Source organism: Streptomyces sp. NRRL B-24085 (assembly GCF_001282115.1).
GTDB lineage: Bacteria > Actinomycetota > Actinomycetes > Streptomycetales > Streptomycetaceae > Streptomyces.
The window spans coordinates 52,326-78,411 of the sequence record NZ_LJBR01000040.1 but is presented as its reverse complement, the minus strand read 5'-3'; the positions used below and the strand labels follow the sequence as shown (position 1 = coordinate 78,411).

19 protein-coding genes are annotated in these 26,086 nt (G+C 68.2%); 1 reads left to right on the top strand and 18 read right to left on the bottom strand.

Annotated features, from left to right (window positions below):
- Positions 1-242 precede the first annotated feature (242 nt).
- The 7 genes from AOJ26_RS06175 to AOJ26_RS06150 form a co-directional block, all read right to left on the bottom strand.
- Positions 243-2,789 carry a sensor histidine kinase gene (locus AOJ26_RS06175; RefSeq protein WP_053847145.1) on the bottom strand — a complete coding sequence of 849 codons (2,547 nt, stop codon included), beginning with the start codon at positions 2,787-2,789 and terminating at the stop codon, positions 243-245.
- Positions 2,790-2,791: 2 nt separating this feature from the next.
- Entirely contained in the window at positions 2,792-3,475 is a 684-nt protein-coding gene (locus AOJ26_RS06170; protein ID WP_053847144.1) for a response regulator, read from the bottom strand.
- Between the two features lie 134 nt (positions 3,476-3,609).
- Positions 3,610-4,278 (bottom strand): potassium-transporting ATPase subunit C, encoded by a 669-nt coding sequence (locus tag AOJ26_RS06165; protein WP_053847143.1) that lies wholly within the window; start codon positions 4,276-4,278, stop codon positions 3,610-3,612.
- A 5-nt stretch (positions 4,279-4,283) separates the two neighbouring features.
- Positions 4,284-6,410, bottom strand: coding sequence for a potassium-transporting ATPase subunit KdpB (gene kdpB, locus AOJ26_RS06160; protein ID WP_179200279.1), 2,127 nt, complete (start codon positions 6,408-6,410; stop codon positions 4,284-4,286).
- Positions 6,407-8,071, bottom strand: a complete 1,665-nt coding sequence (kdpA, locus tag AOJ26_RS06155; RefSeq protein WP_053847142.1) for a potassium-transporting ATPase subunit KdpA — start codon at positions 8,069-8,071, stop codon at positions 6,407-6,409. Before kdpA ends, kdpB begins: the two co-directional genes overlap by 4 nt.
- A gap of 8 nt (positions 8,072-8,079) precedes the next feature.
- Positions 8,080-8,169: a K(+)-transporting ATPase subunit F gene (gene kdpF / locus AOJ26_RS41265; RefSeq protein ID WP_018566520.1), complete on the bottom strand. Its 90-nt coding sequence runs from the start codon at positions 8,167-8,169 to the stop codon at positions 8,080-8,082.
- Between the two features lie 754 nt (positions 8,170-8,923).
- On the bottom strand, positions 8,924-9,391 hold the full coding sequence (locus AOJ26_RS06150) for a hypothetical protein (protein ID WP_053847141.1): 468 nt from the start codon (positions 9,389-9,391) through the stop codon (positions 8,924-8,926).
- 506 nt (positions 9,392-9,897) lie between these two features.
- On the opposite strand from AOJ26_RS06150, the gene AOJ26_RS06145 reads away from it, so the two are divergent.
- A complete protein-coding gene (locus AOJ26_RS06145) occupies positions 9,898-11,493 on the top strand; it encodes a trypsin-like serine protease (RefSeq protein WP_218780928.1) in 1,596 nt (531 codons plus the stop codon).
- 235 nt (positions 11,494-11,728) lie between these two features.
- Here the strand turns inward: AOJ26_RS06145 and AOJ26_RS06140 are convergent, their stop codons facing one another.
- From AOJ26_RS06140 to AOJ26_RS43350, 11 genes are all read right to left on the bottom strand, one after another.
- On the bottom strand, positions 11,729-13,597 hold the full coding sequence (locus AOJ26_RS06140; protein WP_086724140.1) for a trypsin-like serine protease: 1,869 nt from the start codon (positions 13,595-13,597) through the stop codon (positions 11,729-11,731).
- A 207-nt stretch (positions 13,598-13,804) separates the two neighbouring features.
- Positions 13,805-15,352 carry an FG-GAP-like repeat-containing protein gene (locus AOJ26_RS06135; protein ID WP_078959766.1) on the bottom strand — a complete coding sequence of 516 codons (1,548 nt, stop codon included), beginning with the start codon at positions 15,350-15,352 and terminating at the stop codon, positions 13,805-13,807.
- A gap of 83 nt (positions 15,353-15,435) precedes the next feature.
- On the bottom strand, positions 15,436-15,963 hold the full coding sequence (locus AOJ26_RS06130; RefSeq protein WP_234358465.1) for a hypothetical protein: 528 nt from the start codon (positions 15,961-15,963) through the stop codon (positions 15,436-15,438).
- A 449-nt stretch (positions 15,964-16,412) separates the two neighbouring features.
- The gene (locus AOJ26_RS06125) at positions 16,413-17,570 is read right to left on the bottom strand and encodes an oxygenase MpaB family protein (RefSeq protein ID WP_053847139.1); all 1,158 of its coding nucleotides are present in this window, start codon (positions 17,568-17,570) and stop codon (positions 16,413-16,415) included.
- Between the two features lie 85 nt (positions 17,571-17,655).
- Positions 17,656-18,708: a polyprenyl synthetase family protein gene (locus tag AOJ26_RS06120; RefSeq protein WP_053847138.1), complete on the bottom strand. Its 1,053-nt coding sequence runs from the start codon at positions 18,706-18,708 to the stop codon at positions 17,656-17,658.
- A complete protein-coding gene (locus AOJ26_RS06115) occupies positions 18,701-18,979 on the bottom strand; it encodes a hypothetical protein (protein ID WP_053847137.1) in 279 nt (92 codons plus the stop codon). The genes AOJ26_RS06120 and AOJ26_RS06115 overlap by 8 nt, the downstream gene beginning before the upstream one ends.
- Before the next feature lie 518 nt (positions 18,980-19,497).
- Entirely contained in the window at positions 19,498-22,134 is a 2,637-nt protein-coding gene (locus AOJ26_RS06110; RefSeq protein WP_053847136.1) for an RICIN domain-containing protein, read from the bottom strand.
- 199 nt (positions 22,135-22,333) lie between these two features.
- On the bottom strand, positions 22,334-23,524 hold the full coding sequence (locus AOJ26_RS06105; RefSeq protein ID WP_053847135.1) for a serine hydrolase domain-containing protein: 1,191 nt from the start codon (positions 23,522-23,524) through the stop codon (positions 22,334-22,336).
- A gap of 681 nt (positions 23,525-24,205) precedes the next feature.
- Complete coding sequence (locus tag AOJ26_RS06100) at positions 24,206-24,607, bottom strand: hypothetical protein (protein ID WP_053847134.1); 402 nt, start codon at positions 24,605-24,607, stop codon at positions 24,206-24,208.
- Between the two features lie 100 nt (positions 24,608-24,707).
- Complete coding sequence (locus tag AOJ26_RS06095; RefSeq protein WP_053847229.1) at positions 24,708-25,826, bottom strand: hypothetical protein; 1,119 nt, start codon at positions 25,824-25,826, stop codon at positions 24,708-24,710.
- Positions 25,827-25,880: 54 nt separating this feature from the next.
- The gene (locus AOJ26_RS43350; RefSeq protein WP_143663552.1) at positions 25,881-26,063 is read right to left on the bottom strand and encodes a hypothetical protein; all 183 of its coding nucleotides are present in this window, start codon (positions 26,061-26,063) and stop codon (positions 25,881-25,883) included.
- Between the last annotated feature and the right edge of the window lie 23 nt (positions 26,064-26,086).

The following is a 26,086-nucleotide window of genomic DNA, read 5'->3' as shown; positions in this document are numbered from 1 at the left end:
GCGGCCCCTCCGAGGTGCTGGGTGGGGACGGGGTCAGGCGAACCTCCGGGTAATGGCAGGGTCGCCGGCAGGCGGGTCATCGGTGCCTGTGCCGTGCCGGCCCTGCGGCTTCCATCCCGGCGGCGGGGCGGGGCCGGGCCGCGCCTTCGGCGCAAGTCATCGGCGGTTCGGTAGACGCTATGCCGGGCTGGTTCCATACGCCACCCGGCGGCGTTCTCCGTCAGCGTTTCCGTCCGACAGTCCTACGCGATCGCAGCAGTAGACAGCTCCGGTTCCGGCGGTGGCGGGTGGCTCCTTGCCGTGGACAGGGTCAGCACCAGGGTGAGGCCGCCGCCCGGTGTGTCCTCGGCGTGCAGGGTGCCGCCGATGGCCTCCGTGAAGCCGCGGGCGACGGCGAGTCCGAGGCCGACGCCGTTGCCGCGCGGGGAGTCGCCGTAGCGCTGGAAGGGTTCGAAGATGCGGTCCTTGGCCTCGTCCGGGACGCCCGGGCCGCGGTCCACAACCCGAACCTCGACCCGGTCGGCGATGGCGCTCGCCTTCACCAGCACCCGGGTGTCCGCAGGGCTGTACTTGACGGCGTTCTCGACCACGTTGGCCACGGCCCGCTCCAGGAGGCCCCGGTCGACGTCGACCATCGGCAGGGTCTCCGGCACGTCCATGTCGACACTGTCCTCGGGGACGCCGCCGAGCGCCATCGGGATCACTTCGTCGAGGTCCGTCTCGCGGATGAGAGGGGTGACGGTGCCGGTCTGGAGGCGGGACATGTCGAGGAGGTTGCCGACGAGGTGGTCGAGGCGGTCGGCGCCCTCCTCGATGGCCTCCAGCAGGTCCGCCTGGTCCTGCTCCGACCACTCGACGTCGTCCGAGCGCAGGGACGTCACCGCAGCCTTGATCCCGGCGAGCGGGGTACGCAGGTCATGGCTGACGGCGGCCAGCAGCGCGGTGCGGATGCGGTTGCCCTCGGCCAGCGCCCGCGCCTGGTCCGCCTCCTCCTGCAACCTTCGGCGGTCCAGGACGACGACGGCCTGGGCGGCGAAGGCCGCGAGGACGCGCCGGTCCTCGGCCGGCAGCACCCGTCCCGTCAGGGCCAGCGCCATGTGGTCGCCGACCGGTACGTCGACGTCCGCGTCGTCGGGGACGGCACAGGGCCGCGGGCCCACGCTCCCGGCGCAGGTCCACGGCGCGACGTCGCTCTCGCGCTCCAGCAGCGCCACCGACTCCATGGCGAAGGTCTCGCGGACGCGTTCGAGGAGCGCCTCCAGGGTGGTCTCGCCGCGCAGGACGTTGCCGGCGAGGAAGGAGAGGATCTCCGACTCGGCGCGCAGACGCGCCGCCTGGTGGGTGCGGCGGGCGGCCAGGTCCACGACCGAGGCGACGGACACCGCGACTCGGACGAAGATGGCGATGGCGACGATGTTCTTCGGGTCGGCGATGGTCAGGGTGTGGACGGGTGGGGTGAAGTACCAGTTCAGCAGGAGGGAACCGGCCGCCGCCGAGGCCAGGGCGGGGAAGAGGCCGCCCAGCAGGGCCGCCGCCACCGTCATGGCCAAAAACAGCAGCATGTCGTTGGCGAGCCCGACCTCCGGGAACACGCTGCTCAGCAGCCAGGTCAGCAGGACGGGTCCGCCCAGGCCGGCGAGCCAGCCCCAGATCAGGCGGGACCGGCCCAGGCGGGCGCTCCGGGCGACCGGGAGTCCCCGCCCCTTGCCGGCCTCGTCGTGGGTGATGAGGTGGACGTCGAGGTCGGGCCCGGAGCCGCGGGCGACCGTGGCGCCGACGCCGGGGCCGAAGACGTACTGCCAGCCCTTGCGGCGGGAGACACCCAGCACGATCTGGGTGGCGTTGACCCCGCGCGAGAAGTCGAGCAGCGCGACCGGTATGTCGTCGCCGACGACGTGGTGGAAGGTGCCGCCGAGGTCCTCGACGAGGGTGCGTTGGACGGCCAGTTCCTTTGGGGACGCGGCGGTCAGGCCGTCGCTGCGGGATATGTAGACGGCGAGGACCTCGCCGCCGGCGCCCTTCTCTGCCAGCCGGGCCGCACGGCGGATGAGGGTCCGGCCCTCGGGGCCGCCGGTGAGCCCGACCACGATCCGCTCGCGCGAGCCCCAGATCGTGGAGACGCGGTGTTCGCTGCGGTACTCGGTCAGGTAGGCGTCGACCCGGTCGGCCACCCACAGCAGCGCCAGCTCCCGCAGCGCGGTGAGGTTGCCGGGCCTGAAGTAGTTGGACAGGGCCGCGTCGACTTTGTCCGGCTTGTAGATGTTGCCGTGCGCCATACGGCGGCGCAGCGCCTGCGGGGACATGTCGACCAGCTCGATCTGGTCGGCCCGGCGCACGACCTCGTCCGGCACGGTCTCCCGCTGCCGTACGCCCGTGATCGACTCCACGACGTCACCCAGCGACTCCAGGTGCTGGATGTTCACCGTGGAGACGACGTCGATCCCCGCGGCCAGCAGTTCCTCCACGTCCTGCCAGCGTTTCTCGTTGCGTGAGCCGGGGATGTTGGTGTGGGCGAGTTCGTCCACCAGCGCCACGTCGGGGCGGCGCGCGAGGACCGCGTCCACGTCCATCTCCGTGAAGATGCTGTCCCGGTAGGCCAGTTCCCTGCGCGAAATCTGCTCCAGGCCGTGCAGCATCACCTCGGTGCGCGGCCGGTGGTGGTGCTCGACGAAGGCGACCACGCAGTCGGTGCCCCGCTCCACACGGCGGTGCGCCTCGGACAGCATGGCGTAGGTCTTGCCGACGCCGGGGGCCGCGCCGAGGTAGATCCGGAGCTTGCCGCGTGCCATGTTCATCCTTCGAAGCGGTAGCCCATGCCGGGCTCGGTGATGAGATAGCGGGGGTGAGCGGGGTCTGTTTCCAGTTTGCGCCGCAGCTGGGCCATGTAGACGCGCAGGTAGTTGGTCTTGTTGGTCTGGGAGACGCCCCAGACCTCCTGGAGCAGGTGCTTCTGCGTGATCAGCCGCCCCGGGCTGGTGACCAGGATCTCCAGCAGGTGCCACTCGGTAGGTGTGAGCCGTACGTCGTGATCGCCCCGTATGGCCTTCTTGGCGAGCAGGTCGATGGTGAAGTCAGCCGTCTCGACCAGGGTCGCCCCCGGTGCGAGCGGTACTTCCTCGGTGCGGCGGACGGCGGCCCGCAGCCGGGCGAGGAGTTCGTTCATGCTGAACGGCTTGGTGACGTAGTCGTCGGCGCCGGCGTCCAGCGCGGCGACCTTCTCGTCGGACGCCTGCCGCGCGGACAGGACGAGGATCGGCACCCTGGTCCAGGCCCGCAGCCCCTTGATGACGTCGACGCCGTCCATGTCGGGCAGCCCGAGGTCGAGGAGGACCACGTCGGGCTGACGGGCGGTCGCGAGCCGGAGCGCGGTGGTGCCGTCGGGTGCCGCGTCGACCCCGTACTGGCGTGCCTGGAGATTGATGATGAGGGCCCGTACGAGCTGCGGGTCGTCCTCCACCACAAGCACCCGTGTCATGGGCGTGCGCCTTTCCTGTCATACGTCGGGCTGTAAGTGCCGGAGATATTGCGGGCGACCTTGTGAGTGCGGGAGTTGGCGGAACCCGGTTCTCCCTGGATCCGCCAACTCCCCTGTGGGGTCGCGTAACGCCCTCAGCTCTTCGCCGCGAGTTCCTTGAGCGCGATGTTGAGTTCGAGGACGTTCACCCGCGGCTCGCCGATGAAGCCGAGGGTGCGGCTCTCGGTGTGGTCGTCGACCAGCTTCTGGACCTGGGCCACGGACAGGCCGTTCTTCTCGGCGATCCGGTGGACCTGGATGTCCGCGTACTGCGGGGAGATGTCCGGATCCAGGCCGGAACCGGAGGAGGTCACCGCGTCGGCGGGCACCTCGGACGGCTTGACCGTGTAGCCGTTCACGGAGTTGTCCTCGATGACGGCCTTCTTGGCGGCGCTCACCCAGTCGATCAGGTCCTTGTTGTCGGCGGACCGGTTGGTCGCGCCGGAGAGGATCAGCTTGTACTGGGTGTTGACGCTGTTGCTGCCGAGGCCGTTCTGCGGGCGCCCCTGGAACCACTTCAGATCGGGTTCCGGGGTCTCCTGGCCTGTCTTCTGCGGCAGGCTGTACGACTGCCCGATCAGGGACGAGCCGACGACCTCGCCGTCCGATGTGATCTCGGAGCCGTTGGCCTGGTCGCGGAACAGCCCCTGGGCGATACCGGTCACCACCAGCGGGTAGATGACACCGGTCACCAGGGTCAGCACGAGCAGGGCGCGCAGGCCGGCCCAGAGCAACCGGGCGGTGTTCATAACCGAGTTGTTCATGAGGATCAGCCGATTCCGGGGATGAGGGAGATGAGCAGGTCGATGAGCTTGATGCCGATGAAGGGGGCGATCAGGCCGCCGATGCCGTAGATCGTGAGGTTGCGGCGGAGCATCTTGTCAGCGCTGACCGGCCGGTACTGCACACCCCGCAGGGACAGCGGGACCAGCGCGATGATGATCAAAGCATTGAAGATGACGGCGGACAGGATCGCGGAGTCCGGCGAGGACAGGCCCATGATGTTGAGCCTGTCCAGGCCCGGGTAGACCGCCGCGAACAGCGCCGGGATGATCGCGAAGTACTTCGCCACGTCGTTGGCTATGGAGAACGTCGTCAACGCGCCCCGGGTGATGAGGAGCTGCTTGCCGATCTCGACGATCTCGATGAGCTTGGTCGGATTCGAGTCGAGGTCGACCATGTTGCCGGCCTCCTTCGCGGCCGACGTGCCCGTGTTCATCGCCACGCCCACGTCCGCCTGCGCAAGGGCCGGGGCGTCGTTGGTGCCGTCCCCGGTCATCGCGACGAGCTTGCCGCCCGCCTGCTCCCGCTTGATCAGGGCCATCTTGTCCTCGGGGGTGGCCTCCGCGAGGAAGTCGTCGACACCGGCCTCCTCGGCGATCGCCTTCGCCGTCAGCGGATTGTCACCGGTGATCATGACGGTCTTGATGCCCATGCGGCGCAGCTCGTCGAACCGCTCCCGCATGCCCTCCTTGACGACGTCCTTGAGGTGGATGACGCCCAGGACGCGGGCACCCTCGGTGTCCTCGACCGCGACCAGCAGGGGAGTGCCGCCCGCCTCGGAGATCCGGTCGGTGAGCGCGGCAGCGTCCTCGGACACCGCACCGCCCTGCTCCCGGACCCAGGCGACAACCGAGCCGGCCGCACCCTTGCGGATCTTCCGACCGTCGACGTCCACGCCGGACATCCGGGTCTGTGCGGTGAACGCGATCCACTCCGCGCCGGTCACCTCGCCCTGGTGGCGCTCGCGCAGGCCGTACGCCTCCTTCGCCAGGACGACGATGGAGCGGCCCTCGGGCGTCTCGTCGGCCAGCGAGGACAGCTGGGCGGCGTCGGCCAGTTCGGCCTCCGTGGTCCCGCTCACCGGAACGAACTCGGACGCCTGACGGTTGCCGAGCGTGATGGTGCCGGTCTTGTCGAGCAGCAGGGTGGAGACGTCACCGGCGGCCTCGACCGCACGGCCGGACATGGCCAGCACGTTGCGCTGCACCAGCCGGTCCATGCCCGCGATGCCGATCGCGGACAGCAGCGCCCCGATCGTCGTCGGGATGAGGCAGACCAGCAGGGCGACCAGCACGACCATCGTCAGATGGGTGCCCGCGTAGTCCGCGAACGGCGGCAGGGTCGCCACTGCCAGCAGGAACACGATCGTCAGCGAGGCGAGCAGGATGTTCAGGGCGATCTCGTTCGGCGTCTTCTGCCGGGCCGCGCCCTCGACCAGGTTGATCATCCGGTCGATGAAGGTCTCACCGGGCTTCGTCGTGATCTTGACGACGATGCGGTCGGAGAGGACCTTCGTGCCACCGGTCACCGCGGACCGGTCACCGCCGGACTCCCGGATGACCGGCGCCGACTCCCCGGTGATCGCCGACTCGTCCACGGATGCCACGCCCTCAACGACGTCCCCGTCGCCGGGGATGATGTCGCCGGCCTCGCAGACGACCAGGTCACCGATCTTCAGCTCGGTGCCGGGCACCTGCTCCTCGGACTCCCCCACGAGGCGCCGGGCGACCGTGTCGGTCTTGGCCTTGCGCAGGGTGTCGGCCTGGGCCTTGCCGCGGCCCTCGGCGACCGCCTCCGCCAGGTTGGCGAAGACGACGGTCAGCCACAGCCAGGCACTGATGGTCCAGCCGAACCAGTCGCCCGGGTCCTTGAAGGAGAAGACGGTGGTCAGCACCGAGCCGATCCACACCACGAACATCACGGGCGACTTGACCATCACCCGCGGGTCGAGCTTGCGGCAGGAGTCCGGCAGCGACTTCAGCAGCTGCTTGGGGTCGAAGAGGCCCGCGCCGACACGGCTCTCCTTGTGACCGGTGGGGACGTCCTGGTGGGGTGCCCGGGTCGGGGTGGCTGTGGACATCGAGTCCTCTTGCGTGTGCGTGTCGGTCGTCATGACGCCAGCCCCTCGGCGAGCGGGCCCAGCGCGAGGGCCGGGAAGTAGGTCAGACCGGTGATGATCAGGATCGCGCCCACCAGCAGGCCGGTGAACAGCGGCTTCTCGGTGCGCAGGGTGCCCGCGGTGGCCGGCACCGGCTTCTGCTCGGCGAGCGAACCGGCCAGCGCCAGTACGAACACCATCGGCAGGAAACGGCCCAGCACCATGGCCAGCCCCAGCGTGCTGTTGAACCACTGGGTGTCGGCGTTCAGACCGGCGAAGGCGGAGCCGTTGTTGTTCGCGGCCGAGCTGTAGGCGTACAGGATCTCGGAGAATCCGTGCGCGCCGCTGTTGGTCATCGAGTGGCCCGGGGTGGGCAGGGCCATCGCGGCGGCGGTGAAGATGAGCACCAGCGCCGGGGTGATGAGGATGTAGCAGGCCGCGAACTTGATCTCGCGGGTGCCGATCTTCTTTCCCAGGTACTCGGGGGTGCGGCCCACCATCAGCCCGGCGATGAACACCGCGATGATCGCCATGACCAGCATGCCGTAGAGACCGGAACCGGTGCCGCCGGGCGCGATCTCGCCCAACTGCATGCCCAGCATGGTGATCCCGCCGCCCAGGCCGGTGAACGAGGAGTGGAAGGAGTCCACCGCTCCGGTCGAGGTGAGCGTGGTCGACACGGCGAAGATCGACGAGGCGCCGACTCCGATGCGCTGCTCCTTGCCTTCCATTGCCCCGCCCGCGATCTGGAGCGCCGGACCGTGGTGGGCGAACTCGGTCCACATCATGAGCGCGATGAAGCCGACCCAGATGGTGGCCATGGTGGCCAGGATCGCGTAGCCCTGTTTGAGGGAGCCGACCATGATGCCGAAGGTGCGGGTCAGCGCGACCGGGATGACCAGCAGCAGGAAGATCTCGAAGAGGTTCGTGAACGGGGTCGGGTTCTCGAAGGGGTGAGCGGAGTTGGCGTTGAAGTAGCCGCCGCCGTTCGTGCCCAGCTCCTTGATGGCCTCCTGGGAGGCGACCGCGCCGCCGTTCCACTGCTGGTGGCCGCCCATGAACTGGCCGACCTCGTGGATGCCGGAGAAGTTCTGGATGGCGCCGCAGGCGACCAGGACGATCGCGGCGACGACGGAGAGCGGCAGCAGGATGCGGGTCACACCGCGCACCAGGTCCGACCAGAAGTTGCCCAGTTCCCCGGTGCGGGAGCGGGCGAATCCGCGCACCAACGCTACGGCCACGGTGATACCGACTGCGGCCGATACGAAGTTCTGCACCGCGAGCCCGGCGGTCTGCACGACGTGGCCCATGGCCTGCTCACCGTAGTACGACTGCCAGTTGGTGTTGGTGACGAAGGACGCAGCGGTGTTGAACGCCTGGTCCGGGTCGATCGCCTTGAAGCCGAGCGAGCCGGGCAGATGGCCCTGGAGCCGCTGGAGCAGGTAGAGGAAGACGACGCTCACGGCCGAGAAGGCGAGGACGCCGCGCAGGTAGGCAGGCCAGCGCATCTCGGTGTTCGGATCAGCACCGATGCCCTTGTAGATCCACTTCTCGACGCGCCAGTGCTTGTCGGAGGAGTAGACCCTGGCCATGTAGTTGCCGAGGGGGACGTAGGCGAGAGCCAGCGCCGCTATGAGCGCGAGCAGCTGGAGCACGCCGGCGAGTACGGGACCCATGCTGTGTCTCAGAACCTCTCCGGGAAGATCAGGGCGAGGACGAGATAGCCCAGCAGGGCGACAGCCACGATCAGGCCGACGACGTTTTCGGCGGTCACAGCTTCGTCACCCCCTTGGCGACGAGGGCCACCAGCGCGAACACCGCGACTGTGGTGACGACGAAGGCCAGATCGGCCATCGCGAACTCCTGTAGTGAGGTTCGGGTGGAACGGACGATTAGAGGAAACCGCCCTTCTGGCCGGATTCCGCAGGCGTTGACGCCTCTCTTACGGCGGCCCCCGCACCTTTGACGGGACCCTGACGCCGTAGGAGGCGCGGGTCACAGCAGCCGGAAACGCAGCCGCAGATCACGGTGTCCATCTCTCTGCGCACCGCGTGGGCGACGACTGCGCCACAGGACGGCGACCTGGGTGGCCGTGTTCCGGTGTGGCGACCTCGCGCACGTACGCGGCGACGGGACGGCCCAGGCTGTGGCTCTCGCAGGTCAGCCGGACCAGCAGATCGCCGCCAGCCGACCGGGCGGCGATCCGGGAGCCCCGCCGGACCAGCGTGTCGCCCTCCGGTCGGCCGGTCGGCGCGACGACGACCCGCTTTCGCGTCTCTCCCCCCTCCGCACACACCGCCAATGCCGTGCTGCGAGCGATAGTCCCGGAGGGCCGGTTGACCCGTCCCGAGGGCGTCTTGGCTGATCCCCCGAGGCCTTCCTGTGACTGGACCCGCATGTACGACGTTGCCCCCAAGGCTCCGTCGTTCTTGGAGTGTGCCCGGGTTTGGTGAGGGCTCGGGCAGCTCGAGCTGCCGACGGTTGAGTATGTGGGATGAGGCGGAGGCCGGCACGGCTTCGGGGCCGGGTCAGCCCAGCTTCCCGTGAGCGGCGTTGAGGAAGACGTTCATGGGACCGCGCAGGTGGTCCCACGCTGCGTCGGGTCCGCCGAGGTCCTCCCACAAGACGTGGTTCACCGCGCTCGCGTAGTTCCAGGCGAGCTGGTGGAGCTCCGGGCCGGTGAGGACCAGGATCATCCGCTCGCAGATCCAGAGGCGTTCGATGAGGGCCCGCGCGGCAGTGAGCCACTCCGGTGTGCCGCCGGAGGACCAGCCCGATGCCTCGTAACGGTCCTCGGCGAGACGTATGCCTTGCTGAGTGAGCCGGATGAATTCCCTTATGACATCGAGTCGTTCGGCACGACGGGCCTCGGCCAGTTGCGTGGCCTGGCGCTTGTCCTCGGTGCGGGCAGCCTGGCGTGCGGTGGTGAACTGGGCCAGGTAGGACATGCTCCCGCCGAGTACGACACCGATCAACGACGCCCAGAGCTGATTCACCCGCTCAAGTCAGCCTCAGGACTGCGTCGTTCTCCACAGCGAGCCGGTGATCACGTGATGCCTATTGGAGCGCGAACTGTGTTTGGTGTGCGCCATGGCTGCGTCGAGACGGCCGCGGGTTCGCTCGACCACCGCCAGGGGTCGGTGGCCTTCATGACGGCGCCGTTCGAGGTTCGATGCCTCTGCTGCGCAGGTGCAGGACGACGAGCCCGTTGGTCCGCATGGCGCGAGCCAACTTGGGTGGTTCACCTGTTCCCGCAGCGTCTCGGTGTGGGCCCTGAGCACCCTCAGTGACCGACTTGACCACCGCTCCGAGTCTCGATTTCTGGAGTGAGGTTCCGCTGATACACGACCGAGCCCTTGTCGAGGTGTGCCTGGTACGCGGATGACGCCGACCGGAAGAGTGCTCGGCCGAAGATCGAGGCCGGACGGGGGCGGCCCGGTGCTGCCACTCCGTGCAGGCCCGTCGGCGCGGTAACCGGCGGCAAATGAAGGGAGTTGCACGCGTGCTCAAGTGCATCGGTGTGAGGGCGGCTGCCGCCCTGGCGACGGGGGTCGCGCTGACCGCGGCCCTGATGGCTGCCCCGTCGGCGCAGGCCATCGTGGGTGGCACCGAGTCAACCCGGGCGTACTCGTTCATGGGCTCGTTCCAGCCTGCCTACCCGGCGCCGCCGCGTCCGGACGGGCACGGGTGCGGAGTGATGGTCCTCGCACCGCAATGGGTACTGACCGCCAGCCACTGTGCCGGTAAGAACCCGACCAACGCGAAGGTGGGCGTTCCACGCGGCTGGAAGGTTCGGGTCGGGTCCCTGGACACCGCGTCCGGAGGTGAGGTCGCCGCGGTCGATCATTACTACCGGCTCGCGACCAGCCGCGATGAAGGAGGCTTCTGGGGCAGGGACGCGGCGTTGATGCACCTACGGAGTCCGGTTCGGGCCAAGCCGGTGCCGATCGCGTCGGCCACACCGCCGGCCGGCACACCCGTACGCATCATGGGGTGGGGTATGACCTGCGAGGACAGCGGCAACGTGGCGTGTTTCCCCACCCGGTTGCGAGAGGCTGACACCGTGGTGCAGCCGATCTCGGCGTGTCCGTCAGCCGCGTCCGTCGGAGAGTTGTGCGTCGGCAGCGCCGACGGCCGTGTCGCCGCGTCGAACATGGACTCCGGAGGACCGGCGCTGGTCCGCCAAGGGGGCCGGTGGGCGGTGGCCGGCGTGGTCAGCGGTCCCGACGAGAGCGGCAAGACGCTCTACACCGATGTCACCCGGCACACCGACTGGATCAACGGCATCATCAGCGGCACCGACGTGCCCCCTGACGACCAGATCCCGAACGTGGAAGGTGCCACGGATCTGGGCAACTGCGTGGGTTCAGTGATCACTACGGCGGTGTCCCGGCCGCAGGACCGGGCGTTGCTGCTGACCAACGGTCACTGCGTGCAGGGACAACTGCCCGCACCTGGTGGCGCGTTGGTGGACCAGCCCGCCGACCGTGAGGTGCCGATCGCCGATCCTCAGGGTTATCCCCGGACCATCGCCCGTGCCGATCGGTTGGTGTACGCGACGATGACCGGAACCGACATCGCCCTCTACCGCCTGGACAAGACCTACGCACAGCTGAAGGCCGAGCGTGCGAAGGTCTTCCGGCTCACCTCAACCGCCGTACGCGCAGGTGATCCGCTGACCTTGGCCTACAGCGGCGGTCGGCTCGACTGCACCGCCGAAGCCGTGGTGGCGCACCTGCGCGAGGGCGGCTACCAGCAGGAACACTCGATCCGTTATGCCACCGGCGAGGGCTGCGCCCCCTGGCACGGCACCTCAGGTTCGGCGCTGCTCGCCCCTGATGGCAGCACGGTCGTGGGCATCCACAACACCCATAACGAGTCCGGTGAGCAGTGCACCGACAACAACCCCTGTGAGGTGGATCAGGGTGGAGCCGTAACATCCGTGCAGGGCCGTAGTTACGGCCAGCAGGTTCATATGCTCGGCGACTGCCTTACGGCGGGGTCACAACTGGACCTGTCCCGGCCGGGTTGCACCCTCACCGGCGCGCCCTCCCGCCCTGCTCACCACGGCAGCACCTTTGGTGGTCGCGAGCGTTGAGTGCTCGTGCGCGCGGTTCGGTGTCGTGCCGCCGGACCTGGCAGCCTGGTGTGCGGTGTGCGGCCGTGAGAGGCGGCCGCACACCCCGCGACGCGGACTTCCAGGCTTCCAGTGCCGTCAGTGGTTGATGAGTTCAGTGGAGGCGTGGTCCCTGGCACACGGTATGGCGTCCCTTGAGGCCTCGCCGGCCGCGCGGGACCACGTCTTCACGATGCCGGTGCGATCTGACGCGTGGTCAGGCGACCTTGGTCCGGTCCCAGGTCCAGGATCCGGTGCCGGAGTCCCAGACCTTGACGGGTGCGTTGATGCCGGTGCCGGTGGAGGTGAAGGTCCACAAGGCCGAGTGACCGCGTCCGTCGGAGGTGTTGGCGTACTTGTAGAAGGCGCCGACGTCGGACTTGCCGTCACCATTGAAGTCACCCGCGATCAAGGCGGAATTGTCCCAGGTCCACGAACCGTCGCCAGAGTCCCACTTCCTCACCGGCGCACTCACGCCAGAACCGGTCGAGGTGAACGTCCACAGCGCGGTGTGACCACGTCCGTCGGAGGTGTTGGCGTACTTGTAGAGGACACCAACATCGCCGAGACCGTCACCGTTGAAGTCACCCGCCACCGGAGCGGAACTGTCCCAAGTCCACGAACCATCACCGGAATCCCACTTCCTCACCGGTGCACTCATGCCAGAACCAGTGGAAGTGAAGGTCCACAGCGCGGTGTGACCGCGCCCGTCAGAAGTGCTCGCGTACTTATAGAGCACACCAACGTCACCGAGACCGTCACCGTTGAAGTCACCCGCCACCGGAGCGGAACTGTCCCAAGTCCACGAACCGTCACCAGAATCCCACTTCCTCACCGGCGCACTCATGCCAGAACCGGTCGAGGTGAACGTCCACAACGCAGTGTGCCCCCGCCCGTCAGAAGTGCTCGCGTACTTATAGAGCACACCAACATCGCCGAGACCATCACCGTTGAAGTCACCCGCCACCGGAGCGGAACTGTCCCAAGTCCACGAACCGTCACCGGAATCCCACACCTTGACCGGTGCTTTGAATCCGCTGCTGGTGGAAGTGAAGGTCCAGAGCGCGGTGTGTCCGCGCCCGTCGGAGGTGTTGGCGTACTTGTAGAGCACGCCGACGTCGGCGAGACCGTCTCCGTTGAAATCGCCGGACACCGTCTTGCTGCGGTTCCAGTCCCAGGAACCAGTGCCGGAATCCCATGACTTCGCCGGCGCGTTGAAGCCGCTGCCGGTGGAGGTCTGCAACCACAAGGCCGTGTGGTTGGTGCCGTCGGCGTTGGCCCCGGAGTTGTACAGGTACGCGACGTCGGACTTGCCGTCGCCGGTGTGGTCAGTGACGTGGGGGACGGCGACGGTGGAGGCCACCCAGTTGCTCAGGTCGTCGACGCGGGTGTCGACGGCACCGGTACGGGTCTCGGCTGGGTCGATGCCGAGGCATCCGCCCTGCCAGGAGCGGGAGTTGACGGCGACGAGCTCGGTGGTGCCGTTGACGGTGCGCAGGGCGGGGCCGCCGGCGTCGCCCTTGCAGACGGTCGCGGTGTCAGAGCCGTTGAGGTCCACCGTCGTGGCCGCGGTCGCGGCGACGGTGAACGTGCCGGTGTGCAGCTTGTCCGGCACCCACTCGGTCTTCGTACGCCCGAACCCGGCCTGCACCAACTCCTCCCCCGCGACAGCCGGCGTCGTCGCCAGCCGCACGGGCTTGACCGCGGGATCGGTGACCCGGGCGGCCAGCCTGACCAGGACCAGGTCACGGTCGGCGTGCGGAACAAGCCAAAGAGCCTGCTGAACACTCCCACCGGTCTGCGCCAGGTCGGTGCGACCGACCGTGACCGTGGTGGCGACAGCGGGCCTACCCGCGGAAAGCTTGCCGTCCGCGGCAAAGCAACTGGCCGCCGTCAGAACCCACTGCGGGTCGACGAGAGTGCCAGTACAAGCAGACTGCTCACCCACATTGACCTTCGCAACAAAGGTCAGCTCCGCCGGAGCATCGACCCCACCCAACGCCGAGGCCGTGGTGGTGGTCGCCAAGGTGGCGAGGACGACCGCGGTACTGGTCGCCCACATCAATCGGGAACGTTTTACGGTCATGGGGGTCCCTGGGGTGAAGTGTCGTGTGACGTCGGCTGGTTGTGACTGCGATGAGCGCGACCGCCCTCCGAACCGGAACGCCGATGTGGGGCGAACCGGCGTCGAGCGTCGGTTCCGGTGCAGAGGGCGGTGAGGCGGTGGGGCGGAGCAGGGTCAGCTGCGGCCGTGGCCGGTTTCTCCGGCGTGGCGCCAGAGGAATCGCTCTTGTCAGAGGGTGATCATCACGGTTCCGCCGTCGAAGTAGGTGCCCATGTTCTTGCGGACGGCGACTTTGCCGTCCCCGATCGTGTGGACGAACAGGTCGGCCTTGCCGTCACCGGTGGCATCGCCGAAGCGGAGGCGGCCCATGTCGGTACCGGTGACGAATCGGCCCCAACCTGCGCTCCAGTGCGTGCCGCCATCAAAATACGTGCCCATGTTCTTACGGACCGAGACATTGCCATCAGTGCCATGAACGATGAGATCGGCCTTGCCATCGCCCGTGATGTCAGCGAAGTACAGACGCCCCATGTCCGTACCGGTGACGAAACGACCCCAACCTGCGCTCCAGTGCGTGCCACCATCAAAATACGTGCCCATGTTCTTACGAACGGCGATATTGCCATCAGTGCCATGAACGATGAGGTCAGCCTTGCCATCGCCCGTGATGTCAGCGAAGTACAGACGACCCATGTCCGTACCGGTGACGAAACGACCCCAACCTGCGCTCCAGTGCGTGCCACCATCAAAATACGTGCCCATGTTCTTACGAACGGCGATATTGCCATCAGTGCCATGAACGATGAGGTCAGCCTTGCCATCGCCCGTGATGTCAGCGAAGTACAGACGACCCATGTCCGTACCGGTGAGGAAACGGCTCCATCCGGCGGACATGACGGTGCCGGCACCGAAGCTGCTGCCGAGGTTGCGGTGGACGACGACGGAACCGTCGATGCGCTGCAGGACCAGGTCGTCCTTGGCGTCACCGTCGATGTCCGCCGGTGTGATCTTCTCTCGGCTGAAGACTTCCTTGACCCAGGTGCCCAGGTCGTCGACGCGGGTGTCTACGGCGCCGGTACGGGTCTCGGCGGGGTCGATGCCGAGACATCCGCCCTGCGAGGAGCGGGAGTTGACGGCGACGAGCTCCGTAATGCCGTTGACCGTGCGCAGGGCCGGGCCGCCGGCGTCGCCCTTGCAGACGGTCGCGGTGTCGGAGCCGTTGAGGTCCACCGTCGTGCTCGTGGTGGCGGCGACGGTGAAGGTGCCGGTGTGCAGCTTGTCGGGCACCCACTCGGTCTTCGTACGCCCGAACCCGGCCTGCACCAACTCCTCCCCCGCGACAGTCGGCGTCGTCGCCAGCCGCACGGGCTTGACGGCGGGATCGGTGACCCGGGCGGCCAGCCTGACCAGGACCAGGTCACGGTCGGCGTGCGGAACAAGCCAAAGAGCCTGCTGAACACTCCCACCGGTCTGCGCCAGGTCGGTGCGGCCGACCGTGACCGTGGTAGCGACAGCGGGCTTACCCGCGGAAAGCTTGCCATCCGCGGCAAAGCAACTGGCCGCCGTCAGAACCCACTGCGGGTCGACGAGAGTGCCCGTACAGGCAGACTGCTCACCCACATTGACCTTCGCAACAAAGGTCAGCTCCGCCGGAGCATCGACCCCACCCAACGCCGAAGCCGAGCCGGTAGCGACCGGTACGGCACCCAGCACGAGGGGGGCTGCGAGAAGGGCAGCGGCGAACGTGGAGAGACGGTGACGTCTGAAGAGGTGCATGAGTGTTGATTCCTAGACACGAGGGCCACGCGGCCCGTGGGCATCGGGCTGCGCTGCGGTGAGCATGACAATGTTGGCTGCGTTTACTTGGAGGACCTGATCTCGACGAGCATGTGATCTCGGCCCTCCGGGTCCGCGGCCTCGCCCACCGGCGTCCAGGAGTTCTTGAGGACGTCGAACGACTTCTCCTCGGTGCCCACGGTCATGTCGACCGCCGTCGTGTAGTCGTTGCCCTTGATCGCGTAGACCGCGGGGATCTCCAGGGTCAGCCAGCCGGAGCTGCCCACCACCTTGAAGCAGATCTTGTCCGCTTTGTCACGGGCCATGATCTCCAGCAGACCGGTCCCGCTCGCACAGTCAGCCAGGGTGATGTGCCCGTCCCCGCGCTTGAGGAGGATCTTCTTCTCGGCCAGGATCTTGTCCGCCAGCGGGTAGTTGAAGTCCTCCACCGCGTAACCGGGGGTCTCCCCCGCGACCAGTGCGGCGGGGCCCGCCTCCTGCGAGGACCCGCCGGGAATGCCCGTGGTCGCCGTGATCCATGCCAGGGCGCCGACCGCGGCCGCACCCAGTGCGCGCAGCACAATCCTCCCGCGCTGCGACCGCGCGGGCATTCTGCCGTATTTCTTCACTGCAATCCCCCAATTCGTCATTGAAGACCGGACGGTCGTCACCGGTCTCGCCTTTTCGGGGGCACAGGAACGCCTTATCGGCATCGCTCTGACGCGCGCGTTCCAACTCCCCCGTGAAGTGGCTTACTTACGCCCAGAGCGAGAAGCCCTCACCCCGGCGATCACCATCCTCTTCATCATGCAAACACGAAGCCAGCCCTAGGTCGAGCACGGAAAGCCACGCATAGCGTGGCAATTCGCACACCCCACTCATGACCTCCATCACACTTCGTCAAGGTTGCATCAGGATTTGTGAAGCTCCTGTAAAGAACCTTATGACGATCCATCAGGGCGCTTGCTTTAAACACCGATTGAAAGACGCGAATAGTTAATTGGCTGGCCTCACTCCGACGGTTGCCGTGGTCCGGGGCACAAGTGCTCGCAAGAACACGTCACTTCAGGCCAACGGGTGGTGTCCACCGGTGCGTGCGTCCCAGCGTGGTGCTGACACCGAAGTCTTGCTTCAGCTGTTCGGGGATGGCGTAGTGCATGACGCGTCCCCGGGTGAGAGAGGACAACTCGAAGATGCTGGTGAGGTGGCCGAGGCGGTCCAGCGCCCAGGCCCCGAGGGGAGAGCGGTCCTCGATGGTCTCCAGCACGCCGAGCAGGTGGGGCACCGTCTTGACGACGGTGTCCCATGAGGTGCGGGGGACCTGAAGCCAGTCGGCGCAGGTGTCGCCGATCAGGTAGCGGATCAGGGCGGAGACGAGGGGGTCGAAAAGGGTGCCGGGCACGACCTCCTCGTAGAGGTCGATGAGTTGCCGGGTCAGGCGGGCGCCTTCGTCGGAGGGCCCCATGTGCCGGACCATGTACAGATCGAGGAACTGCCGGGCCTCTTCCAGGGTCTTGGGGACGGCGTCCTGGTCGATCCCCAGGATCGCGCCGACCACACGCCAGGCGTAGAAGTACGCTTCGGCTCCCTCGACGCTCATGTGGATGCCGAGTCGGTGCAAGCCGTCCAGGACCAGGAGCGAGAAGAACATCTGCCCGCCGATCATGTCCTCCTGACAGATCGGCGTCCCCATCGCCGCGGTGTCCCAGCGGTTCTCCCGCTTCAGGTGGTGGCGGATGGAGGCGTGCAGCAGACGCACCTTCTGTGCAGCGGGGATGAACCGGCTGCCTGCCTCGAAGGCGTCGGGCTGCATGAGGTACACGGTGAACTGGCCGGTCTCCGCCATGCGCTTGGACGGGTAGCTCAGCCCGTGGGTGGCTGACAGCAGTTTCGCGACGTGTGGGACGACGTAGCAGGCGGGCATGGAGGCGAAGGACAGCGCGGTGGAGATGTGCACGTTGTTGTCGATGAAGAACAGCCGGGCCTTCTCCATCTCGTTCCAGTCCACCCAGGCCGGTGGCACGCTGGTGACCTGGAGGTACTCGCGTGCGACGTCGGGCAGGCCGTCAGGCAGGGGGGCTCCGGCGGTGGAGACGTAGCGCATCAGGGTGTTGAACTTGCCCACTTCCCCGCGCTCGAACAGCTCGGCGACGACGGCATCGGCGAGGTCGTCACCCACCTGCCGCAGGGCGTCCATCGAGGCCTCGGTGCAGCTCATGGCGGAACTCCTTGTATAGGTGAGGTGTTGCGAGGCGGGGCGGTGGCCACCACGGAGCACGCACAGCCGGCCGCAGTGCGGGAGCTCAGGACCAGCGGACCGTCGCAGTGTGCGCCAGTGCGGACAGGGCGGCGGCAGCGTGCGCGGGGACGTCGAGCTCGTGCAGAGCGTCCAGGGCTGTCTCGACCCGCGCGGTGATCATGTCCTCGACGCGGTCGGGTGCCTTCAGTCGGCGCATCAGATCCCGGACCGTGTCCAAGCCGGCGCTGTCCAGGTCACGTCGGCCGAACAGGGCCCGCATCTGCTCCCGCTCGTCCTTGTCGGCGATACGCCAGGTCTCCGACAGCAGGGCTGTGGGTCGATGGGCGCACACGTCGTCGGCGTTGGCCTTGCCGGTCTGTCCCGGATCGCCGAACAGGCCGAGCAGGTCGTCCCGCAGTTGGAAGGCCTCGCCCAGTGGCAGCCCGTAGGCGGAGTAGCCCTCGCGCAGCCGCTCACCGGCCCCGCCCAGCAAGCCGCCGATCAACAGAGGCTGTTCGACCGTGTACTTGGCGGTCTTGTAGCGGATCACCTTCAGCGATCTCGCGGTGTCCGGATCGGCTCCGGTGTGCAGGATCTCCAGGCACTCGCCCGCGACCAGTTCGCGGGCCAGCGCCGACCACAAGGGCCGAGCCCGGGCCAGGTACGCGGCGGGCAGACCGCTGGTGGCGAACAACTGCCCTGCCAGAGACATCAACAGGTCCCCGACCAGCATCGCCAGTGACCTCGCAGCCGAGACGGCACGCGGGCGACGACGAACCGCCCCGCGCAGCGCGACATGCGCCGTGGGCCGGCCGTGCCGCAACGGACTGTCGTCGATGAGATCGTCGTGCACCATCGCAGCGGCGTGCACCAGCTCCATGGAGGTTGCCGCCCGCAGCAGCGCGTCACTGTCCGGTTGCCCTGCCGCCCGCCAGCCCCAGTAGCAGAACGCCGCCCGCAGGCGCTTGCCCTCGGCGACCGCCGCCTCCAGTTGTCCGGCCACCGGCGCCAGAGCAGGGTCGATCCCCGTCAGCTGGTCGGCTTCCCGCGCGACGAAATCCCGCAGTATCTCGTCCACGCGCCTCTTGAACGCGGCCGACTCCCACTGCTCAGACATCGCCGGAGACCCGCCGGGACAGGGCATGCCGGGCGAGGATCTCCAAGTGAGCCGGAGGAACGGTGGCGCACCGATCCAGCGCGATGCGGCCGCGCGCCCTCAGGTCCTGCTCGGCCTCCGCGGCAAGATCCGCGACGTCGGAGCGGCGCAGCAGTCCCTGCATCGTCCCCAGAGCCGACCCCAGCGTGCTCACCGCCAGATCGGCCACTCCGGCCACCAGCAGCAGCACCTGCTCGTCCAGGCCCTCACGGCCGCCCGCTCCCTGCGTCATGCCCGTCGTTCTCCCGTCAACGTCCGAGCGGCGTCGGTCACACGCCGTCCGGCCCAGAATCGCGCCGCACCCACGGCACGCAGGGAAGAACTCACGATCGAGTGATCACATCGCACGCCCGCACGAAATCTGCTGGTGAGCCGCGGGGGAGGCAGAAACCGGCGCGCGGGCCGCCGTGTGGGAGGTCGCCCCGGCTCGAGCTGTCGCGCGTACGAGAGCCGGGGCCCGATTCCTGGGTTGATCCCGCCGCCCGAAATCCCTCGGCGTACAGCGAACAGGGGCAGCCGTCGGCGCGAGAGTCCAGCGCCCCCGTGACGCGGGTCTTTCGCGTGTGGAGGTGCCCTGCCGCGACAGCCAGCGGCATGGAGTGCGGTCGCCGGCTCACGAGGCCGTTCCGTGTTCGCCCGACGTGGTGCGATCACGCCCTTCGGCCCCGACCGCGACGCCTGTGAGAGGTCGTGCGGCCGGGGCAGGGCCGTCGGCGTCAACCGTCAACCGCCCGTGGGACGGTCAGCGGGTCAGGACGACGGGGTGCCGTACTGGAGGCCGCGGCCGTTGGTGCCGACATACACCCGGCCGAAGGTGTCGGGGTCACCGGTGATGACACCGACCCCGCCGATGGCCCCCCACTGGTGGGCCTTGTCGTTGACGCGGATCCAGGTCGCGCCCTTGTCGGTGGAGCGGAAGACTCCGGTGACGTTCCTGACCGTGCCGATCATGTACAGGGCCTGGTAGTTGGTGCCTGGCCTGGCCTTGCCGAAGCCGAGGGCGGAGGCGGATGTCACCGACCTCAGGGTGGTGAAGGTGCGGCCGCCGTCGGTGGAGTGCAGCAGGCCCGTGTCGCCGCCGGAGATCCACAGGTCCCCGGCGACACCGGGGACGGCCGTGAGTCGGCCGTTGGGCAGGCCCGTGGCGCGGGCGGTGAAGGTCGCGCCGCCGTCGGTGCTGCCGTAGAGCGTTCCACCGGACAGCGAGTAGAAGGTCTTCGCCGCAGAACGGTCGGCGACCACCACGGCTTCGGTTCCCAGACCAGCGACCCGCGACCAGCTCGCCCCCTTGTCGGTCGAGCGATAAGGGGCCTGGCCGGCCTCGGTCCACACCATGACGGAGCCGTCCGCGGCGAGCGCTATGCGGCCGCTGTCAGCGCCGGCCACCGGCTCCGCCCTGAAACCGTGCCAGGTGAGCCCGCCGTCGGAGGAGTAGGCACCGTCCTGTGCACCGCCCTTGCCGACGCGGACCATCATCGACGGCTTGGACTGGGCGAAGTCGATGTCGGTGCTGTTGGTCATCAGCGGGTTCTTCAGCCGCCCGGCGGGCACCTTGGTCAGGTCGTCGTGACGGAAGCCGCCCTGGTCGCCCATGGCGGTGATGACGGTGGCGCCGCCAGGCGGGGCGATCGCGTCCATCAGCGCGGTCTCCTCCAGACCCCGGGCGCCCATGCTCCAGTGGCTGGTGCCTCCGCTGTCGGAGGCGTTCGCGTCCTTGCTGCGCAGGATGCCGTTGCCGGTGCCGTACAGCACATGCCCGGAGTCGAAGGGATCGATGGCCAAGGCGGTCATCCAGTGCCCCGTGTGGGTGCCGACGTAGGGGGCGGCGGAGGCGTTCCGCAATGACTTGTCGGCCAGTGCCTTCCAGGTCGCACCGCCGTCGGTGGTCCGGTAGATCTCGTCCTGCGGCCACCAGCGGCCGAGGGTGGTGACCATCACCGTGGACGGCTTGCGCGGGTCGACGGTCAGACCGGAGAACCCGTAACTGCCCTGGGACGGCGAGACGTTCCTCCACGCACCGCCCGCCGGCGTGTACTTCCACACCGAACCCCCGGTCACGCCGTTGGGTCCGAGGTTGTTCGTGTACGTCAGGTACAACGAGCCGTCACCGGAGATCACACCGTGCTGCGGCAGTTCGCCGGTGGGCTGCCCGGGGACGGCCTGCCAAGTGCTGCCGCCGTCGGTGGAGCGGTACAGGGAGGTGGACTTGTCGCCGACACCGACGTAGACCGTCTTGCTTCCGGCCGGGCCGTACGTCACGAAGGAGATGCCGCCGCCGCTGCCCGCCCCGTCCTTGACAGGGAAGGACGAGACCTGACGCCACGTCATCCCGTAGTCACTGCTGCGCCACAGGCCGTTCTTGCGGGTGCCGAGCAGCAGCGTGCGGTGGTCCGCCGGGTCGACCACGAGCCGTTCACCGGCCCCGCGGCCGTCCTCGTTGCCGCCCAGCTTGAAGGGCAGATCAGTGCGTTGGAAGGTGCGGCCCCGGTCGGTGGAGCGCAGGATCGCGCCGTTGCCGGCCCAGTCGTTGGTGTAGGTGCCCGCCCCCAGGTAGAGCCGCTTGGGGTCGACAGGGTCGGTGGCCAGCGAGTCGATTCCCAGCAGGTTCCAGTCCTTCTCGCCGATCCAGTCGGTCAGCGGGATCCACTGCTGCGCCCCGGTGTCCCAGCGATAGGCGCCACCCATGTCGGTGCGTGCGTACAGCAGCCCCTTCTCCCGAGGGTTGAACACCAGCCCTGTGACATAACCCCCGCCCACCACCTGGGCGTTCTTCCACACGTACGATGCGCCCGCAGCCGCCGTCCGTTCCCCGGTGGCCCCAACCCCGGCGACCTTCACCAGCTTCCACTTCTGCCCGGCACCACCCGTGCCGGGAGACTGGACGACCGCCGCGCCCTCGACCGCAGAGTCACCCGCGACGCTCAGAACCTGGGCGCTCCTGCGGGAGGTGAGGGTCACGGCACCCGAGGCGCCCACCTGATCGATCCGCCACTCCTGCGAGGTGGCCGAACGATCAGTCTGCTGCTCGGCGGCTGCCGACTTCGCCGTCGAACCGCCCGCGATGCCCAGCACCTTGCCGCTGTTTCGGTTCACCAGCTCGTAGTAGCCGCCCCCGGCAGGCTTGAGCCGCCACTGCTGGTTGGCGGTGTTCTGGTCCGTCCACTGCTGGATCCGGGTGCCGTCAGCCGTGGAGTACCCGTCGACGTCCAGCACCTTGCCACTGCGCACCGACACCAGCCGGTAGTAGGCGTCGCCGTCGACCGTCGCCGCCTGCGAGTCCTCCTGCGCGAACAGCAGATACGGCACCAGGATGGCCGGCACACCGAGCACCAGACCGGTCGCGGTCCATCGCCGACGGTGCCGCCCGCCGTTCGTGGGGTTTCTCATGGGGGGTGTTCTCCTTGCAGCCGTTCATCAGACAGAGCCGGCTCGATCACCGCGGTGATCGAATCCACCTCCTTGTGGCCACAGGAACCGCACGGGGTTGCCGCGAGATCCAAAAGAGTTTCGGCACGCCGCCTTGAGGTCGTTTTCCGCCGCGGTGCGTCACCTTCGCACAGCGGGTGCCCGGCCTCGGTTCACGTGGCTACGCGCAGAGTTCTGTGTCGATCAGATGGTTCTCGGCCCGCTGGGTGGAGGAGTCCGACGAGCCGTCCCCGGTGGCGTTCAGGACCACCGCCCGGCGGCCGTCCGCGCTGATGCCGTTGCGGGTCGTGTAGCCGGGCACATCGCCCCCGTGGCCGAAGTAGGAGCCGCCGCAGGACAGGGGGACCTCCATCAGGCCGAGACCGTAGCGCACGCCGGGCCAGCCGGGGTCCAACTCCGGGGCCCGCACGGTCGTCTTCATGGCCGTGAGCTGTGCCGGACGCAGCAGCCGGCCTGCGAGGAGCGCCTGGTAGAAGCGGGAGAGGTCAGCCGTCGTGCTGATCATGGCGCCCGCCGCGCCCCCGGCGGAAGGGTTGAACTCGGTGACGTCGGCCTCCGGTACGGCCTCGCCGAAGGCCGAGTAGGCCCGCAGGTGGCGGCCGGGTATCCGCGGGTAGGTGCTCGGGACGAGAGTGTCGCGCAGGCCCAGCGGGCGGATGAGGCGTGTGGTGACCTCGTGCTCCCAACTGTGCCCGGTGACCTTCTCAACAATCATCCCAGCGAGGATGTAGTTGGTATTGGAGTAGCTCCAGCCGGTGCCAGGCCGGAAGTTCGGTGCGTGCCGCATCGCGATGGCGACCAGTTCTTCCGGAGTCCAGGTGGTGTAGCGGCCGGCCTGATAGCCGGCCAGGGATGCGAACTCGGGGAAGTCCGCGGTGTAGTCGAACAGGCCGCTGGTGTGTTGCAGCAGTTGCCGTACGGTGATCGCGCTGCCGTCGTTGCCGTGCCCGAACACGGCTCCGGGCAGCCACCGCTCCACGGTGTCCTCCAGCGACAGGCGCCCCTCGCCGACGAGTTGCAGCATCACCGTCGCCACGAACGTCTTGGTGGTGCTGGCGATGCGGAACCGGTCGCCGGGGCGTGCCAGGTCGCCCGACGCCCGGTCGGCGACTCCTCCGGTCGCGTACCGGGAACCTCGCGGGCCCGTCGACCGGGCCACGACCCCGACGGTCCCGGTCTTCATGATCGCGTCCACCTGGGCCTGCAGATCCCGGCTGTGCGACGTGGCGTACGTCCCACCGCGTAGCGGCTCGGTCTCTGTCGCGGCCGTGGCGGGCGGGGCCGTGACGATGCCGGCCAACGCGGCCACCAGCGTTGTGAGCACCACACGTGAGGTGAACTTGGGCCTCATCAGTCGCTCCTTGCGTATCGGTCGAGCCGCCGTTGCGGCCTGGCCACCACGCTAGGAATTCCGGTCGCCCGCCACGATCAGGCAGGCAGGTCATCCTGCGGGGGCGCCCTCCCCCCGGTGGACGTAGTGCCTGCTGTACGGCCGGCCCGTCGGCGGCCCGGCGCTCACGCTGACGGGTGGTCATACCTGCTCTCGAGCGTCATGCGTGATGCGTCTTGTGTCATGCGTCGTGTCGGCGGGTGACAGGACCCGCGATGGAACTCAGCGGGGAGCAGTACACGGGCCGGGCCTTCTGCTACTGCGCCACGCCACTGACGTCCGCGCGGTGTCGGCGGGAATCTCCTACGGCAGCATCGGCGTCCACGTCCTCGACATCGAGGTGTATGCGTGCCCTGTATGCGCCTACATACCGTGGCACCCCGGGGCTCAGCGCGACGGTGCGTACCCCCGTTGAATCAGCAGTCGCCCGGCGCTGCACCCAATCGTCTGTGCGCGCTGGTGAGCAGGGCACGAACGCTGAACGTACGGTTCGGTCAGGCACGCACGAGAGGCCCGGCGGCTGCCAGTAACGCGTCCAGGAACGGGTCGCCGACATGGGGCGCCACGACGACGATGTCGTCGGTCTCGTGGACGAGACCGACGACATCAAGGAGTGGTCCGGCGAGCTCGGCAGTGCTGCTCTCAGCAGTGCCGCAGACCGCGCGCGCTCGGATCGGCGTCGAACGAGGACGGCGTGTTGACCCAGTCCGCCGGGACGTAGCCCCACCCGTCGTAGCCAGGAGCGGTCCAGTCACCCTTGGTGTGGTACCAGGTGGTGTTGCCGCCGCCGTGCAGTCCACCATAGGTCCAGCAGTCGAACCAGCTGAAGTTGGAGTAGAGCTGGCCCGTTATGTTCGCTTCGTGGTAGGCGCCCGAGCGCAGAATTGCGGGGGCTTGGTTCCCGCACCACAGCCGGCCGTCGCTCGCCCGGACTCCGCACTCGGCGCTGGCAGCGGCACTGGCCGAAGGGGCGGCGATCACACCGCCCGCCGTCAGGGCGAGGGCTGCAATCCCAAGGGAGAGATACTTCCTGGTCCTGGTCATCCACCTGTCCTTTTCTCATTGGTTTTCGAGTTCGGCCGAAAGGTGCCGGGTGCCTGCCCGGCTCTTCCCGCACGCCCTTCGCAGCACCGTGATGCACTGCTCAGCACTGCGCGACGCCGGGCAGTTGGTTGTCCGGACTGCTCATGTAGATGTTGCTGACATAGCCCCCGTACTGAGGCAGGTAGGCCCACCACTCGTTGGTGTAGGGAGGGACCGAGACGGTCTCCCCTCGCGTCTGGCAGCCGACCAGCACCTCGACCCCGGCGGGGAGCTGGAGGAGCGGGTCGCGGGTGGTGTTGGGCTCGGGGCGGACGTTGACACCGGAGCTCCAGGTGCCGAACCACATGCCCGCCGGTCGTACGCCACCGGGAACGTTCAGCGAACGGGTCAGCCTGCCCAGGTCGGTGTACGCCTTGCCGTACGAGGTGCCGACGTCGTGCAGGGTGTACACGGCCACGATGGAGCGGTCACCGGACCCCACCGTCCCGGTCGTGTGCAGCGCCGGTTTCGTCAGATCGACGGACGCTGCCCTGCCGTTGAGGGCCGACGTGGCGGGGCGGCACGTACCTTGCTCGATGTCACCGAAACCCGACCAGCCCTGTTTCACGGCCCACGGCTTGTTGAAGGCGCCCGCGATACCGAAGTGTTGGTCGAAGTGGTCGGTGGCGGAGCAGCGTGTGGACTGCTTCAGATTGCCCATGATCAGTTCGCGGACGCGGGTGGGCGCCGTGTCCAGCAGGTAACGGTAGATCTTCACCGTGTCCGCGGCCGTCAAGGCTGTGTAGCCCCACATGCCGTCCTGGTTGGCCGGCGGTGGGGTCGTGTTGCTGGAGAGGGACAGCTCACGGGCCATCCGGGTGACGATCGAACCCCCGCCGTTGCGCACCCAGAACTCGCTGGCCGCGTCGTCGTCGCTGCTGCGCAGCATGGAGTTCCACTTGGCCTGGTCACCGGACGGGATCTGGTAGTCCGGGCCGCGGTTCCAGAGGTAGTCCAGCGCGATCAGCAGTTTGACCACGGAGGCCGACCGGAACTGCATGTTCGGGTTCAGCTGCTCGGTGAAGGTGCCGGTCTGCCGGTCGAAGACGGCGACTCCCGCCGTCACACCGGCCGACACGGTGACACCGGCCGCGTCATGTGGCGCGGACGACGCCGCGTCCGTCGCCGCGTTCGTTGCCGCGGTGGCCGAAGGGCTGAGCAGGGCGGTCATCACGGCCATGACCACGGCGCACAGCACTGCTACGGAACGCCATCTGCTCCATCGGAACATGGCTCAGTACCGCTTTGTACGGTCGAGGACGTTGCCGCCGCACACCGGCGCAGCGCGGGACATCCGCCCGTCGGGATGGTCACAGGTGCCGTGGCCCACGGCGGCCGGGTGGGCCGCGTCCGGTGCGATGGGCGACGGGCCGCCAGCCGCCGCGCCGAGCAACCGCAGTGAACGCGAGGTGCGCATGGTGAGTTCCCCGTCTCTGTCGG

Excerpts from the sequence above, each read along its gene's own strand:
- kdpA (WP_053847142.1), bottom strand. The coding sequence starts at position 8,071 with ATGGGTCCCGTACTCGCCGGCGTGCTCCAGCTGCTCGCGCTCATAGCG.
- AOJ26_RS06105 (WP_053847135.1), bottom strand. The coding sequence starts at position 23,524 with ATGAGGCCCAAGTTCACCTCACGTGTGGTGCTCACAACGCTGGTGGCC.
- AOJ26_RS06125 (WP_053847139.1), bottom strand. The coding sequence starts at position 17,570 with ATGAGCTGCACCGAGGCCTCGATGGACGCCCTGCGGCAGGTGGGTGAC.
- AOJ26_RS06095 (WP_053847229.1), bottom strand. The coding sequence starts at position 25,826 with ATGGCCGTGATGACCGCCCTGCTCAGCCCTTCGGCCACCGCGGCAACG.
- kdpB (WP_179200279.1), bottom strand. The coding sequence starts at position 6,410 with ATGACGACCGACACGCACACGCAAGAGGACTCGATGTCCACAGCCACC.
- AOJ26_RS06135 (WP_078959766.1), bottom strand. The coding sequence starts at position 15,352 with ATGCACCTCTTCAGACGTCACCGTCTCTCCACGTTCGCCGCTGCCCTT.
- AOJ26_RS06140 (WP_086724140.1), bottom strand. The coding sequence starts at position 13,597 with ATGACCGTAAAACGTTCCCGATTGATGTGGGCGACCAGTACCGCGGTC.
- AOJ26_RS43350 (WP_143663552.1), bottom strand. The coding sequence starts at position 26,063 with ATGCGCACCTCGCGTTCACTGCGGTTGCTCGGCGCGGCGGCTGGCGGC.
- AOJ26_RS06175 (WP_053847145.1), bottom strand. The coding sequence starts at position 2,789 with ATGGCACGCGGCAAGCTCCGGATCTACCTCGGCGCGGCCCCCGGCGTC.
- AOJ26_RS06115 (WP_053847137.1), bottom strand. The coding sequence starts at position 18,979 with ATGACGCAGGGAGCGGGCGGCCGTGAGGGCCTGGACGAGCAGGTGCTG.
- AOJ26_RS06100 (WP_053847134.1), bottom strand. The coding sequence starts at position 24,607 with ATGACCAGGACCAGGAAGTATCTCTCCCTTGGGATTGCAGCCCTCGCC.
- AOJ26_RS06170 (WP_053847144.1), bottom strand. The coding sequence starts at position 3,475 with ATGACACGGGTGCTTGTGGTGGAGGACGACCCGCAGCTCGTACGGGCC.
- AOJ26_RS06120 (WP_053847138.1), bottom strand. The coding sequence starts at position 18,708 with ATGTCTGAGCAGTGGGAGTCGGCCGCGTTCAAGAGGCGCGTGGACGAG.
- AOJ26_RS06110 (WP_053847136.1), bottom strand. The coding sequence starts at position 22,134 with ATGAGAAACCCCACGAACGGCGGGCGGCACCGTCGGCGATGGACCGCG.
- AOJ26_RS06165 (WP_053847143.1), bottom strand. The coding sequence starts at position 4,278 with ATGAACAACTCGGTTATGAACACCGCCCGGTTGCTCTGGGCCGGCCTG.
- AOJ26_RS06130 (WP_234358465.1), bottom strand. The coding sequence starts at position 15,963 with ATGCCCGCGCGGTCGCAGCGCGGGAGGATTGTGCTGCGCGCACTGGGT.